The following is a 13,613-nucleotide window of genomic DNA, read 5'->3' as shown; positions in this document are numbered from 1 at the left end:
GAATTGACGATCGGTTCATCTTCCATTTTCCTCACCCTTTCCACAAAAAAAGACACGCTGAAAACTCAACGTGTCAAAGAATAATCGTTCTTATCGTTGAGCTTTAGCACTATACAACGTAAAAAGCGATTGCTTTTAGCTACCTTAAGAAAAGCCTTCATTCGACAGTTCCTGTTCTACCCATTGGCGTCTCTCGACATTTTTGGGCAGTAGCCTATGTTTGTATAGGAGCCTCACCTAACAAATCTTATTTAATTACAACAGCAAGTATAATTCTTCCTTGAAAAAATAACGATATAGAAAAAGTTTTTAGCAGATAACTTTTTGTCCATTCAGTAACAAAAAGAAAAATAATCCGCTTATTTACTATGGTTTTCTGGTATGATTCGTATTTATTCATAGAATCATAACTGGTTAAATTAATCTAAAGACCGTCAGATAGCCTTGTCGAGAAGCTTTTCTTCTGCTATTTTTTGTATAGTTAAAGAAACGGCGGTGAGGAAAATGAAATTACAACAACTAGAATATTTTATGGCAGTTTCAAAGTATGCGAGTTTTACTTTAGCTTCTCAAAAGCTCCATACGAGTCAACCTTATTTAAGTACCCAGCTCAAGGAGTTGGAACGTGAATTAGGTGCTTCATTAATTTTAAGAGACAAGAAACATTGTCGGCTTTCTCCAGCAGGCGAAGTCGTCGCCAAGCGAACAGAGATGATTTTTGCACTCATTAAGGAAGCACAAGAAGAGATTAATGAATTAGTGACCCAAGGATCGACAACGACCATTCGGATTGGAACAAACTTAATTGATATAGATAAAGCATTTGGAGAAGTCTTGTTGTTATTTAATCAATCCTATCCGTATGTAAGTATTGATTTTAAGTATTATTACGATCTTGAAACAGCCTTGGAAACAGATTTAATTGACATTGGGATTGGGATATTTTTGGATACCTCGATTCCATTAGAGAAAGAATTAATTTATACAGAAAGCTATCTCCTTTGTGTCAATAAAAATCATCCTTTAGCCCATGCCGATAGCGTAACGATTGACGAAATTCGTTCTTTACCTTTTGCTGCATATTCCGATCAAGTATATGAAAAAAAAGTGTTTAAACGTTGGGAACGTAAAATCAATTGGGAAAATCGGCAAATCGTCATCGAACTCCCTTCTCTTCATTTAGTCTTAGACATGGTCCAACGAGAAAAAGCCTGTAGCATCCTTCCCTATTCACTCACTGATGAACTAAACAGACGTAACTTAGTTGGTATTCCTCTGGAAGATAGTCCAGAACGAGCCATCTATTTAGTTCAGAATAATCATCACGGACATTGTGAAGCACACCGTTATTTATTCGAACAATTACGTTATTTATTCTAGGAATAGAAAAAGGAGGAATTTCCATGGAACTATTTCGTTTGCATTATTTTTTAGAGTTATGCAAAGTGAAACAATTTACTAAAGCAGCCGAAAATTTAGCAATTTCTCAAGCTGCCCTAAGTAAGCAAATAAAAATTCTTGAAGCAACGTTAGGCGCTGAACTTTTTAATCGCCAAGGTCAAACTACCACCTTAACACCGGCTGGATTAATTTTAGAAAAATATTGTTGGCGCATCACCAATGAGTTGGTCTCAATTGAAGAAGAGCTAAAAGAAATTAATCATTCTTCCAACCATATTTATGTAGCCACTTATCTCTGTGATTTAGAATATAAATTGAATGACTTACTAATGACAACATTAACGGATCGTTCATCCAACTTACAAGTCCACACTATTATTACAGAAAATATTCTTCAATCCTTGGAAACAATGGATGCAGATTTTGGTATTTCCTTTGCTGACTTACCATTACCTGAACATATTGGTAAAATTGATTTATTTACAGCAAATTATCAATTCATTTTAAGAAATGATCATCCAGCTTTGGCCAAAGCCACGACGGAAGAAATTTTAAAAGAACTAACAATGTACCCCTTCGTCCGTTTAAATACCGAATTTTCCGAGCAAAACAAATTAACCAATTGGCTAGATACTACGTTTTCTAATTTTTCTCCAGAGAAAGTCATTCAAGTGGATACTCTTTCACTTATTACTCACTTGGTGTCTCATTCCGATAGTTTCGCTATTGTCCCCGAATACACAAATATTCAACTTTTAGACAATTCGATTCATACACTGACTTACCAAGAACTACCTAAACGAAACATGGCAGTTTATTATTTAAAAGAACGTTACATGAGTCGACAACTTCAACAACTTTTGGCTGAATGCCAAAAACAATTCCAATAGTAAAAACCAAGACTAGAGCTTGTCGGCAAGCGAGTTCCAGTCTTGGTTTTTATTTGTGTTTTCAGGTAGCGGCTTCTCTTCCTTTAACAAATCCTAAAGAAGTGATAGCCATCACTAACGAAGTGCCTCCTTGACTTAAAAACGGAAGAGGAATACCTTTTAACGGCAACAGTCCAATCACCGCACCGATATTCTCCACCGTTTGAAAGACCAGCGAAAAAATGAGGGCGACACAGATGTACATACAAAAACGCGAATTGCTCCGCAAGCCAGCTACTAAAACTTGATAAAACAAGTAAAAATAGAGAAAAACAACGGTGGCACTGCCCACAAAGCCCCAGGCTTCCCCGATAAAAGTAAAAACCATATCAGACTCACGAACAGGGACATACACTTCAATCCCATGTACACCCTTACCAAATAAACCACCCGAACCGATTGCCAATAAGCCTTGCACTTGTTGATAGGAGATTTTATCGACATAATCATAGGGATGAATCCATGCTAAAATTCGATCCAATTGATATTGTTTAAAATGTAAAAAGAAGAGTACTTTGTGCCCCCACTCTGTAAAGACTAACAGAATCAAGACCACGCCTAACGTTGCTAAAGCACTGAAAATAATGATTAAAATTTTGCGATCAATTCCTGAAATAACTAAAAGAGATAGAATAATCGTTACGAAAACAAGGGATGTTCCAAAATCTTTTTGTACCGCCATCAAGAAAAAAACAGGGACACTAACCGCAACGATTTTTTTTAGAAGTTGCTTGTCTGAACGCCATTTATCGGACCAGTCTTGTTGCTCGTGTTGGACAATAATTTTTGCCAACATTAAAATAAACGCAATTTTCGCAATTTCTGATGGCTGAAATTTAATAAACCCTAAATCTAACCAGCGCTTTGTGCCCGTCAATAAATACATTCCTTTGTCATAGGAAAAATACAAAGCACTCATTAAGATTAATGAAAACCCATAGAAAAAAGGAGCTACTTTCCAAATAAATTTCTGTGACAGCCGACTAGCTAAAAACATGCCTGCATAGCCAACAAAAATAAAGAAAAGTTGTTTTAATGCTGGCACAGTTCCGTCTTTTCCTTCATTAACGGCAATCCAATATTGCACACCAGAAGATAAAAGTGTGAGTAAAAAAATGGGCAATAATAAATCATAATTAAGATGTAAGTTGAATTTTTTTGTATTGACCATTTAACTGCCGCCTTTCGTTTGCAATAATTTTAATGACGATTCCTAATGCCACTGAAAAGATTAAATAACTTGTCCCACCGTAACTAACAAACGGTAAAGGAATTCCCGTCATTGGAATCAAACCCAAAACGCCACCAATGTTAATCGCCGTTTGAGCTAAAATCAAGGTCCCAACTCCTAACAAAAACAAGCCGTAACAATGATTTTTTATTACACAACTACTCCGCAAAATCGAGGCCGCTAAAAATAACAAAAGAAATAGTAATAGTAAGCCGCCAATCAAACCAAGTTCTTCCACAATCACCGCAAAAATAAAATCGGTTTGACCTTCTGGCAAGCCACCTTTTTTTACCATGCCATTGGCTAATCCAGTGCCCCAAAACCCACCGTTATACATTGCTAAATAGGCCATTGAAGGCTGAAATCCGCGATCATGAAAGGATAAAAACGGATTTTTCAAAACAACTAAGCGGTCATACACATGCGCAAAAAAATGTGGTAAGTAGCGGTGATCGCCTAGAAAAATAATTATTTTAGAAAGAAACGCCGCGCTAGCAACGACAATCCCCGCAGCAATTACACTAAATTTTGCATGAATACTTGCTGAGAAAATCAAGACACTGCCAATAACTAAAATAAGAATAGCCCCACCAACTTTGGGTTGAATCAAAACTAAAAATGCAACGACCAAAACAAACAGCCATTGTTTCCTTAACTGCTTCGTTGTCAAGCCATTTTCTTTTTCACCTAAATAACAGCTCAAGTAATAAATAATCGCAAAATTACAAAGTTCTGATGGCTGAAATTGGATTCCAAAGAGAGAAATCCAACGTTGTGCGCCATTCGCTGCTACACCAAAAAAGGGTAGTCGAACCATTAACAGTAATAGTACCGAAACTAAAAGCAGACCAATCGCAATTTTTTTATTAAATAACACTTCTAATCGAACTTTGTAGATCACGAACATTAGCACCCAGCTCAGACACATAATAATGCCTTGTTTAATAAAAACAGCAGTGGGCTTCACGCCTTGCATCAGCAAGTCATAGCTACTGGCGCTATAAATCATTAACGCGCCAATAATACTTAATATAATAAAGGTCAAAAGAATTTTTGTTAGACCTAAAGTACGTAGATTCATTCTCTCACCTCTATCTTTTTCTAATTAAATCAATCTTACCAGTATGAGTTAGAAAACAAATAGAGAGTTTTTTATAGAACTATTACTAAGCTTACATAACAAAAAGTAGCTAGACTTGGTTCATTTCACCTAGTTTCGCTACTTTTAAAAAAAGACATTTATATAATTTTTGTGTGTTGCTCACATTTCTGATAAATTTTTCCAAACTTATCTCTTTCTAAATACTGATAATCTACTAAATACCGTCTCAAAAGTGCATAATCTTCATAGATTTCTCTAAGTCGCTGATTGACTTCTTTTTCCGTATATTCTTTCCCAAATTCAAATTGGTTGGCCACACGTTGAAACACTTGGACTTTTTTCGCATTTTTCTTGGGAATAACCAGCAACTTTCCTTCTTTAAAAAAATTTTCAACCATATTTATTCTCCTTTTTTTGTTTTGACTATTGTTTAGAAAATTGATGATTCAGTTTTTCTTTCTGTTTATCAGTCCATTTGCCAGCGACTTCATTGACAATTGTTTCAGCAAAATCGCCTACTTTTTCTCCCGTAATATTTTTGATAGGTGTTCCGTTTGCAGCTCCTTCTTCAAACAAATCAAGTAAATCAGTCAACGCATTGAACATATTGGCTCCGCTATGATCTGAAAAATGCCATGCATATTTTTCAATTTCTTGAAATACTTGTCGATACTCTGCTGGTAATGCTGCAATCCGTCGTTTATATTCTTTGTACTCTTTTTTATCCCCAACAACTTTTTTGATCAACGCTTTAAAATTTGACATGCTCTATCCCTCCATTTTTTTCATCTTGTTTACTTGTTTTGAAAGCAACGTCCACCGCTGCCAAAAATCAGCGAGTTCTGCTTCTCCTGATGAGGTTAAGCGATAGAACTTCCGCATTGGTCCTTTTTCTGAAGGCTTTTTTTCAGCTATAACCCATTGATTTTTTTCTAAACGCAGTAAAATCGTATAAACGGTTCCTTCAACAATTTCAGTAAACCCTTGGTCATTTAAAATTTTTGTAATTTCATAACCATATGTTTCTTTCCTTTGGATGATGGCTAAAACTAAACCTTCTAAAATGCCTTTTAGCAACTCTGTCTGCTTCACTGCTTTTCCTCCCTGAACTACTCTTTATTACTATGTACCACTACATAATAATACTGAGTACCGATTCTGTCAACTACTTTGCAATAAAAAGTAGTAAAGGAGCGTGGGACAAAAATCACTTTGGATTTTTGCTCCACGCTCAAAAACTAATAAACGGCGGGAACAGAAGCAACTCCTTCGGAAATAAGCCGAAATTCTCCAAAAATTATAGAACAATTTTCGGAAATTCCTTCTTATTTCTCGGAGTTAAACACTTCTGTCCCGACCTCCTTATTATTCTTTATTCATTTATTCCGAGGTCTGCTTCAAAGGCTTCTAATTCTGCAAGGTGTGTTTCTGGATAAGCAAAGCATGTTGAAAAATGCCACTCCCCACCACTTGTGCCAAAATAACCTGGCAGTAATTCCAAAGCCAATAATGCTTCTGATGTTTCTTTTTCCGGTAACGTAATCTGAAAAGTAGTCGCTGAAACAAAACCGAACTTCGTATAGTAAGTTGGATGGCCCAAGATAATCAATCCGCCGATGCCTAATTCTTTGGCCTTCTGCACAGAATGCTTAATTAACGCTGAGCCTACGCCCGTGTTCTGTGCTTCTGGATGGACACTTAGCGGCCCAATGGTCAAAACAGCCTTTTCTGTATGATCAGGTAATTGTAGTTTGGCTTTTGAAGACATAATATGACCCGTTAATTTTCCTTGATCAGTTTCTGAAACTAAGGACAACTCCGGAATAAAGTCGGCACTTTCTCTTAATAAATGCACGATAAAATGTTCTGTGGGACGCCAGTTTTCGGTCAAGTTTAATTCCTTAAACGCTTGATATGTTAAACGCTCTACAGCTTGGTACTCTGCAGGTTTTTCTTGACGAATCTTCATTATTTGTCCTCAGATTGTTGGAAATAGTCAGCCGTATCTCGTTCATCTTGTTTTAATTGGTCGATCAAGGCTTCAGCCCCATTGAATTTCACTTGGTCACGTAAATAATGATTCCAACGAACCACCACTTGCTCACCATAGATGTCTTGATGGAAGTCCAAAATATAGACTTCCACGGTTAAATCGCGGCCTTCTCCAAAGGTGTCATTATGACCAATTGAGCCCATGCCAACATACCATTTGCCACCGACTTCGATTTGCACAGCATAGACGCCAATTCTTGGTAAGCGCACGGTGCTTTTCACTTTGACATTAGCGGTCGGGAAACCCAATAAACGGCCCCGAGCATCGCCATGGACAACTGTTCCTTCTGTTTCATAAATATATCCTAACAACTCCGTGACCTCCTCCATTTCGCCGGCTTCCATTTTTTCGCGAATTCTTGTTGAGCTAATTTTGGCACCAGTCATTTCTTCTTTTGGTACTGTCACCACTTCAAAACGGCCTTGCGCATAAGTTGGTAACTGTTTGACTCCAGCGATTTCTTTAGGACCATACGTATAATCAAACCCAGAGACTGCCACTGCACTATTTAAATTAACGATATACTGGTCGACAAAATCTTGCGGTTTTAATTGAGCAAACGCTGAAGTAAATTCGACAATATATAAAATATCAACGCCCAAGTTGGCCATTAGGCGTTCTTTTTGTTCCAAGCTAGTTAAATATTTCATATTTTCTGGTAAAACTTTTTGAAAAACGATTGATGGGTGTTGGTTGAAGGTCATCACAGCTAACTTCAAGCCTTTTTCCTCCGCAATCTTTTTGCCTGTTTCAATTACTTTTTGGTGGCCTTTGTGAACACCGTCAAAAAAGCCTAGGACCATCACGACTTCTTCATTAGGAATTTGATTGGGTTCATAGGGATGATGTAGTTGAATAACTTGCATGTGCAAAAACTTCCTTCTTTTTTATTTAATTGTTCCGTAGAACTTTACTTGGTTTCAATAATTTATCATGCGTTGGGTGTGGCATGTATAAACTAACCACTTGATTTTGGTAAAATAAGGCAACTAAGGATTCTGGCATTGCCTTTATTCCTAATTCTTTTTTGTGCAAACGCATGCCATTTTTTACTTTTTGATACAATTCATCTGATAAATCAATTCGTGGGAATTGTTCTACTGCTGTTTCAATGGGCAACAGGCATTGATCGATTGTTTCAGCAGCCATTTGTTTGGCTACTTCTTCTAACGTTAAGCATTGCGCAGCTTGCAAACCGCCACTTGCCGTTCTCGTTAAATCCGACATATGGGCAGGATAGCCTAATTTTTTGCCAGTATCCACGGATAGTGTCCGCACATAGGTTCCTTTGCCACAGACCACTTTAAACCGCCAACTTTGTGTTTGAGCGGATTCATTAAAAATTGGTTCACTAGTACGTTCAAATGAATAAATCGTAGCTTTTCGTTGGGGCCGTTCAACTTCTTCCCCATTCCGCGCATATTCATATAAACGTTTACCATTGACTTTCACCGCAGAAAACATCGGTGGGATTTGTGTGATTTCACCTGTCATTTCGGCCATTGCTTGATCAATTTGTTCAGTTGACAGAGGTGTTGTAACTGGTTTTTTTTCAACAATTTCGCCACTAACATCTTCGGTTGTCGTAGCAAATCCAAGTGTAATTTCACCTTCATAGGTTTTACCAGAATCTACCATGTATTCGATCACTTTCGTTCCTTTGCCAACGCAGATGGGTAAGACTCCTTCGACATCTGGATCTAACGTACCACCATGACCAATTTTTTTGGTATGTAAAATTTTTCTCAATTTAAATACGCAGTCATGACTTGTCATGCCACGTTCTTTCCATAACGGTAAAATGCCGTCCATTATAGTTCCTCCAGTTCCGATAATACTAACTTTGTCATTATAGCATAAAAGTACCTACCTTCGCAGTCTCCGTTGCTTATTCCCTTTGGCAAAATCTCTGCTAAATGCAAAAAAAGCCACAAACTCTGCTTTTATCAGAGTTTGTGGCTTTTTTTAGCTAGTAAATGATCCCCATGTATTCTGTGCGTTGCCATCGTTTGGTCCGATTGGCAAATAAATTCTCGCGCCTGTTGTATCTGTTCCACCAATAAAAACATACCCATCTGCAATATAAAACGCATCGTAATAAAAGCGAGTATTTTTAGGCCAAATACCATAAATTGGGGCTGACAGGCTAGGTTGTCCTGCTCTTAAAACAATGCCTTCGTTCACACTAATTAGAAATGATTTCTTCTTTTGCGGGCGCCAAAGTTCAGCAATGTCGCCGTCGTTCACATAACCTAACAAATGTCCGCTATTTTCAATACGGTAAAGGTTTTGTCGGTCGGGTAATTTCGCTGTAATTGTTCCTACTTGTGTCCAAAGTGCCTCTGCTGATAGATGTTCATTGATTAAAGCATCTGGTGTTGGATAGATTGAAGTGAAACGAATTGCTTGTCCTACTTGATATTTTGGCGCATTAGGTTTACCAGGCTGAATAATGACAGTCTCACCTGTTTCAGAAACGCCCGTTTGTAAATCTTGTGCCAACTGCGCTTTACTAATCCCCCAACGCGCTAAATAACCATAAGGATCTGTATGATCTCCCCACCAATTTTTTGTAATCCAATCATGAGTGACTATTCCATAACCTGTTCCATCGTCCAGCGAAAAATCAGCACCAATGTTCTGAGCCAAATCACGGGCCAAATTAACATAGGCAGCATAATCTTTTTTAAACGTCGCCGCATTATTTGTGCGAGCCAATTCGATTTGCGCATAGGCTTTTTGATTAGCTAAAGAACCTGCGCCATATTGAATTTGGCCAGCAGGAGCTAATTGTTTCACTCGTCCACCAGATCCGACAAAATATGAGACATAAGCATTTGACCAATTTCGTTTCATATAGGCCACTTCATTGTCTAAACTGTGTGGTCCTAGGTTCCGCTCGTTTCCTGATTCATGTAAAACAATTAATTCATTGCTTGAAGAGCCTGTAAAATAAGTAAAGTTGATTGGATCCGCTTCGATGGTGTAAGCGCAAGCCGTCATCGGAATCGTTAAACTTAAGCCAATCACTAAAGCAAGTTGAATCATTAATTTTTTAAACATAGCATACTCCTTTCTAAAAAAAGCCATGAAAGGAAAGTCAAAATAACTTCCCTTTCATGGCTTAAACCTGCAGATAAATGGCGGGACAGAAGTAATTTCTTCGGCAATCAGCCGAAAGTTCTACGTTTGTCCCGACCACTTCTACTTAATCATCTTTATTTTTTAACTGAATAAATAACTCTTTTAACTTTTTCGGCATAGGAATAAAGGTCGCAATGTTTTCAAAAAAAGAAAGTCCTTCGTTCGCAATGTAAAAAATCAGAACCATTTCCCGAATTGGCAAATTGTTCCCCACAACTTTTTCAACACGAACCGCTACAGCAACCACAAATAACATCGTCACTTTTTTCGCAATTCCGAGCATACCAATCCGACTGGACAATTCTTTTGTGGCGATTGCCTTAATCCAACCTGTGATGAAATCGACAATAATTAAAAAGAGGAAGACATCCAACAATTGATCTAATCCGCCTAATAAACGTACGACAATCCCACCGAAAATGCTTAAAAGCATTGTTATTGTGTTGAGATAACGTTCCATAAAAAGTCTCCTAAACTAGCTTGTTATTTTGTCGGAAACGGATCGTCCGTGTACCAACTTCCTTGGAGGTAAACATTTCCGGCTCTGCTTGAGGCAAAAATTATCCCTTGATTTCCAATTTCATATAGTGCATTACAATTAGGATACGGAAAAACGTAAGGTGCAACTGAGAGCGGAATATTCCAGACACTAGCACTTATTTTTGAGGACATTTTGTACCCAGTTGGTATGTTAAATACTTTAGGCATGTGGTTATTCAATTTCGTTGGATCACTCAAATTACATCTTACAAATGCATCGACACGATTTCCCACCCTAATTAATACAAATTTCATATTATCCTTATTAAAGGCCGCCTGATATTTTGCCTCGACTTCACCGACTCCACTAGCTTCATAAATGGCCATTCTAGAAGATTCCAAAGGCACACCATTGACGGTTGGCATAGTTACAAAATTCTTCACCCCAGCAATCTCTTGATCACCTGTTTGTGTCACAGCTTGACCTTTAATCGCTTCCGCAACGTTTTTCGGGTGCATATATTTACTCGTTAAAGTTCCCGCGACTGCTTCGCTGTCTGATGCGAAGCCATAATTTTCTACATTGCCTAGCCCCACTTGTTCAGCGGTTACTTGGTGCGGATTATCCTGATTTTCCACATGGGAATTGAGTTGCTCTGCTTGAACAAAACCACTCTTCGCTAAAACCGCTTGGGCATCAACAGACAGACCAATATGAAGCCCCACGTAATCAACTTCTAAGCTAGCTGGCGTTACCCCATTTGATGAATCTGTATAGCTCATTAAATAAATGAAACCTTCATCTGTGATAAAATTCTGATCATTGATTTGAATTGAAAAATCGCCGAACTCTTTTGCTGATTCTTGGATTTGAGTTACCCAATTATCCGTAGTTGGTAAATACGTAGCGATTTTAATCGTTTGATTATTGGGCGCAGCGGCTTTCACACGTTGATTAATCGTAAAAAATTGAACGTTCTGGCGAACAAATGCCACCGCCTCGTCAGTTGTGAATGTTTCAAACATTTGTGGAATTAATTTTTTTGCGGCTTCAACGAGATTGAAGGCCGCTAATTGTTGTGGAATCACACCACTTTGGGTGGAACCTGTTTTCACACCCTCATCATCACGGCTGGCCATTTTATTGTAGTCCGCTTGGGAAACTTCCTCCCAAACGTCTGTTGGCTTCTTAAGAATTTTAGCCGTAAAATCAGTGGAATAACTGTTTGCATTGGTGGCTGTATTGCCGGCCGTTTTACCATTAAAGTCTAACTTCATTTTGACAGTAGTTGGCTTAGCCAATAAAGAAATGCCATCTGCTTTTGTCATGCGGTCATTCAAATCAATTTGAAGACGATTCGCCAGAGTAGCTTGTTTGATGCCTTGTGTATCTGTGCGTGCTTGAACAATTTCTGGATTACTATCACCCGCTTCTGCTACTAATTGATCGAAATCATTTCGTAAAGTATCAAATTCTTGTTTATTATTATTTGCCGTTGAAACTGCGTTTCCTGCAATCGTGATGGCTGTTTTGGCATTATTCATCGCTTGGTTAGCTGTTTCATTTGCTTGATTGCCTGCATCGGTGGCAATTTGTACGGCTTCTTTGCCAGCTTCATCTGCGATGTTTTTCGCTTCAGAAATTCCATTCGTTAACTGGACTTGGTAAGCATCAACTTTCTCAGCTGATGCGTTCGACTGATCCAAGATTGCATTGATTTTAAGGCGACCTTGATTCAGGGTATCTAATTCTTCAATATGTTCTACTGACATTTCGTCACACTCCTCTAGTTTTCATTATTTTATTAAAACTGGCCACCCAATTGGGATTGAATATACACACGACAGATGACCGAAGCATCCAACCATAGTGGCTGATGAGAGAAAAATTGAAGCGTGTGATTGCCGCGTTCGATTTTTCCATCTGTTGTTTTTCGTAAATAACTCAAAATGTTTAGCCGTTGTTGTTGCAATGATAGTTGGGGTAATTTTTTGCCATCCACTACCAAATCAATGTTCGTTACAGAATGCGAAGGTCCTTTAGCAGTTGCCTTGAACGTTAATTCTGCGGTGTTTATATAAAGAATGTCCTCGTCAAAGTATAAATTCAGCTCCACTGGCTGTGTCTTGCTAAGTTCTCCTTGTATTGAACGATTTAAAAGTGTCGTCGCCCCTTGTGCGTAAGTTTCGCTAATCTCTTGTTTCCGACTGAAAGCTGTCATGGTACTATGAATTGTTTCTTGCAGATTTCCCAACTCTAGCTGAATGTCTTGGGGGGCACCAAAGACATCTTTTTTACTTTCTTTTTTGATACGAAGGTTGACACTCCCAAACTCATTCGTATTAATCATGATAACCGTACCCAACCGCAAACGATCGATTGCTAAAGGTTGATCTGTTAATTTAATTAAATCAGCTGCAGTCACTACCCAAGAAACTTGTGGTTTGGTCCATTCTTCTAACATTCGCAAAGCATTTTCCTTTAATGCCTTGGGATCAGAAAAACGCTGTTCCACCCAAATTGACTCCAATAAACCATAGCGGTCAATTGCGGCCTTGTTCTCTAAATACGGAACCCCTTGATTGACCGAGCGAATATTGACTTTGTTAACACCTTCGCCTGAACCTAATGGATAAATCCGATTGATTAGCATCTTGGGATTACGTTCTATTTCAAATCCTTGCATATTGTAACCTTCTTGAATTCGCGCAACTGGTTCTGTTGGTGGTTTGACTAATGAAAGTTCAAAAGGATAGACCTCTGTATTCCATTGCCAAAGATATTCCTCTTCGAAATCGGCTGGGATGCTAAATAAAGGCTCGACTAGCCCATTTTCATTCTCCCATTTATAGGTTAATCTCCTTGAAAAATCACATTTTTTTAGGACCCAATGCTTTGTTTTTTGTTTATTCAATAGAAATTGAATGGCCTCTTTCGTTGTTTTGTTTTTAATTTCGTGACAACCAAATAGGACAGTATCGCCTAAGGTACATAATGCTTCTGTGGCAGAGTAGTGAATTTGATTATTGTTCGCATCTTTCTTAATTGTGGTTGGCATCACGCGATATAAACCAATATATTCATTCTCATTGTCGGTTAGTTCCACCCATTGCATTTCTGCAATAAATTCATTTTTAGGATCATCTAGTGGCATGGTAAAATCTAAACTGCCAATTTTGTTCTCTATTTTTTCATAACTGACTTGATAGGCATTGTCCAAAATTGCCGTATATGTTCTTTTCAAATCCAGCGCCATTAACATTTAATCACCC

Annotated in this window: 14 protein-coding genes and 1 riboswitch; of the genes, 2 read left to right on the top strand and 12 right to left on the bottom strand. The window is 38.1% G+C overall.

Annotated features, from left to right (window positions below; genetic code table 11):
• Positions 1-81: 81 nt before the first annotated feature.
• A riboswitch (M-box (ykoK) riboswitch) is annotated at positions 82-252 on the bottom strand.
• 252 nt (positions 253-504) lie between these two features.
• Complete coding sequence (locus IGJ41_RS05805; RefSeq protein ID WP_002382245.1) at positions 505-1,380, top strand: LysR family transcriptional regulator; 876 nt, start codon at positions 505-507, stop codon at positions 1,378-1,380.
• A gap of 23 nt (positions 1,381-1,403) precedes the next feature.
• Positions 1,404-2,291 carry a LysR family transcriptional regulator gene (locus tag IGJ41_RS05800; protein ID WP_002357832.1) on the top strand — a complete coding sequence of 296 codons (888 nt, stop codon included), beginning with the start codon at positions 1,404-1,406 and terminating at the stop codon, positions 2,289-2,291.
• Between the two features lie 61 nt (positions 2,292-2,352).
• Here IGJ41_RS05800 and IGJ41_RS05795 read toward each other — a convergent pair whose 3' ends face one another.
• The 12 genes from IGJ41_RS05795 to IGJ41_RS05740 form a co-directional block, all read right to left on the bottom strand.
• Positions 2,353-3,501 (bottom strand): FtsW/RodA/SpoVE family cell cycle protein, encoded by a 1,149-nt coding sequence (locus IGJ41_RS05795; RefSeq protein WP_002357833.1) that lies wholly within the window; start codon positions 3,499-3,501, stop codon positions 2,353-2,355.
• Positions 3,467-4,642: an FtsW/RodA/SpoVE family cell cycle protein gene (locus tag IGJ41_RS05790; protein ID WP_002365558.1), complete on the bottom strand. Its 1,176-nt coding sequence runs from the start codon at positions 4,640-4,642 to the stop codon at positions 3,467-3,469. The genes IGJ41_RS05795 and IGJ41_RS05790 overlap by 35 nt, the downstream gene beginning before the upstream one ends.
• A 158-nt stretch (positions 4,643-4,800) precedes the next feature.
• Positions 4,801-5,061, bottom strand: a complete 261-nt coding sequence (locus IGJ41_RS05785) for a DUF2087 domain-containing protein (RefSeq protein WP_002360471.1) — start codon at positions 5,059-5,061, stop codon at positions 4,801-4,803.
• Positions 5,062-5,086: 25 nt separating this feature from the next.
• Complete coding sequence (locus IGJ41_RS05780) at positions 5,087-5,428, bottom strand: DUF1048 domain-containing protein (protein WP_002357836.1); 342 nt, start codon at positions 5,426-5,428, stop codon at positions 5,087-5,089.
• 3 nt (positions 5,429-5,431) lie between these two features.
• Entirely contained in the window at positions 5,432-5,755 is a 324-nt protein-coding gene (locus IGJ41_RS05775) for a PadR family transcriptional regulator (RefSeq protein WP_002357837.1), read from the bottom strand.
• 280 nt (positions 5,756-6,035) lie between these two features.
• Positions 6,036-6,632, bottom strand: coding sequence for a GNAT family N-acetyltransferase (locus IGJ41_RS05770; RefSeq protein ID WP_002365557.1), 597 nt, complete (start codon positions 6,630-6,632; stop codon positions 6,036-6,038).
• A complete protein-coding gene (gene ribF, locus IGJ41_RS05765) occupies positions 6,632-7,582 on the bottom strand; it encodes a riboflavin biosynthesis protein RibF (protein WP_002363808.1) in 951 nt (316 codons plus the stop codon). Before ribF ends, IGJ41_RS05770 begins: the two co-directional genes overlap by 1 nt.
• A 25-nt stretch (positions 7,583-7,607) precedes the next feature.
• Entirely contained in the window at positions 7,608-8,528 is a 921-nt protein-coding gene (truB, locus tag IGJ41_RS05760) for a tRNA pseudouridine(55) synthase TruB (RefSeq protein ID WP_002360476.1), read from the bottom strand.
• A 153-nt stretch (positions 8,529-8,681) separates the two neighbouring features.
• A complete protein-coding gene (locus IGJ41_RS05755; RefSeq protein ID WP_002398986.1) occupies positions 8,682-9,806 on the bottom strand; it encodes an SH3 domain-containing protein in 1,125 nt (374 codons plus the stop codon).
• Positions 9,807-9,924: 118 nt separating this feature from the next.
• Positions 9,925-10,320 carry a phage holin family protein gene (locus IGJ41_RS05750; RefSeq protein ID WP_002357842.1) on the bottom strand — a complete coding sequence of 132 codons (396 nt, stop codon included), beginning with the start codon at positions 10,318-10,320 and terminating at the stop codon, positions 9,925-9,927.
• Positions 10,321-10,343: 23 nt separating this feature from the next.
• Positions 10,344-12,113 carry a hypothetical protein gene (locus tag IGJ41_RS05745; protein WP_438714054.1) on the bottom strand — a complete coding sequence of 590 codons (1,770 nt, stop codon included), beginning with the start codon at positions 12,111-12,113 and terminating at the stop codon, positions 10,344-10,346.
• Positions 12,114-12,145: 32 nt separating this feature from the next.
• On the bottom strand, positions 12,146-13,603 hold the full coding sequence (locus tag IGJ41_RS05740) for a phage tail protein (RefSeq protein WP_104855712.1): 1,458 nt from the start codon (positions 13,601-13,603) through the stop codon (positions 12,146-12,148).
• Positions 13,604-13,613: the final 10 nt, after the last annotated feature.

Origin of the sequence: Enterococcus sp. DIV1537a (assembly GCF_051712085.1) — a bacterium.
Taxonomy (GTDB): Bacteria; Bacillota; Bacilli; order Lactobacillales; family Enterococcaceae; genus Enterococcus; species Enterococcus faecalis.
The sequence above is the reverse complement of the archived record's forward strand: the minus strand, read 5'-3'. Positions and strand labels throughout refer to the sequence as shown.

Coding starts and splice junctions, on each gene's coding strand:
- IGJ41_RS05755 (WP_002398986.1), bottom strand. CDS start 9,806: ATGGCTTTTTTTAGAAAGGAGTATGCTATGTTTAAAAAATTAATGATT.
- IGJ41_RS05800 (WP_002357832.1), top strand. CDS start 1,404: ATGGAACTATTTCGTTTGCATTATTTTTTAGAGTTATGCAAAGTGAAA.
- IGJ41_RS05770 (WP_002365557.1), bottom strand. CDS start 6,632: ATGAAGATTCGTCAAGAAAAACCTGCAGAGTACCAAGCTGTAGAGCGT.
- IGJ41_RS05745 (WP_438714054.1), bottom strand. CDS start 12,113: ATGTCAGTAGAACATATTGAAGAATTAGATACCCTGAATCAAGGTCGC.
- IGJ41_RS05780 (WP_002357836.1), bottom strand. CDS start 5,428: ATGTCAAATTTTAAAGCGTTGATCAAAAAAGTTGTTGGGGATAAAAAA.
- IGJ41_RS05795 (WP_002357833.1), bottom strand. CDS start 3,501: ATGGTCAATACAAAAAAATTCAACTTACATCTTAATTATGATTTATTA.
- IGJ41_RS05740 (WP_104855712.1), bottom strand. CDS start 13,603: ATGTTAATGGCGCTGGATTTGAAAAGAACATATACGGCAATTTTGGAC.
- IGJ41_RS05805 (WP_002382245.1), top strand. CDS start 505: ATGAAATTACAACAACTAGAATATTTTATGGCAGTTTCAAAGTATGCG.
- ribF (WP_002363808.1), bottom strand. CDS start 7,582: ATGCAAGTTATTCAACTACATCATCCCTATGAACCCAATCAAATTCCT.
- IGJ41_RS05750 (WP_002357842.1), bottom strand. CDS start 10,320: ATGGAACGTTATCTCAACACAATAACAATGCTTTTAAGCATTTTCGGT.
- IGJ41_RS05790 (WP_002365558.1), bottom strand. CDS start 4,642: ATGAATCTACGTACTTTAGGTCTAACAAAAATTCTTTTGACCTTTATT.
- truB (WP_002360476.1), bottom strand. CDS start 8,528: ATGGACGGCATTTTACCGTTATGGAAAGAACGTGGCATGACAAGTCAT.
- IGJ41_RS05785 (WP_002360471.1), bottom strand. CDS start 5,061: ATGGTTGAAAATTTTTTTAAAGAAGGAAAGTTGCTGGTTATTCCCAAG.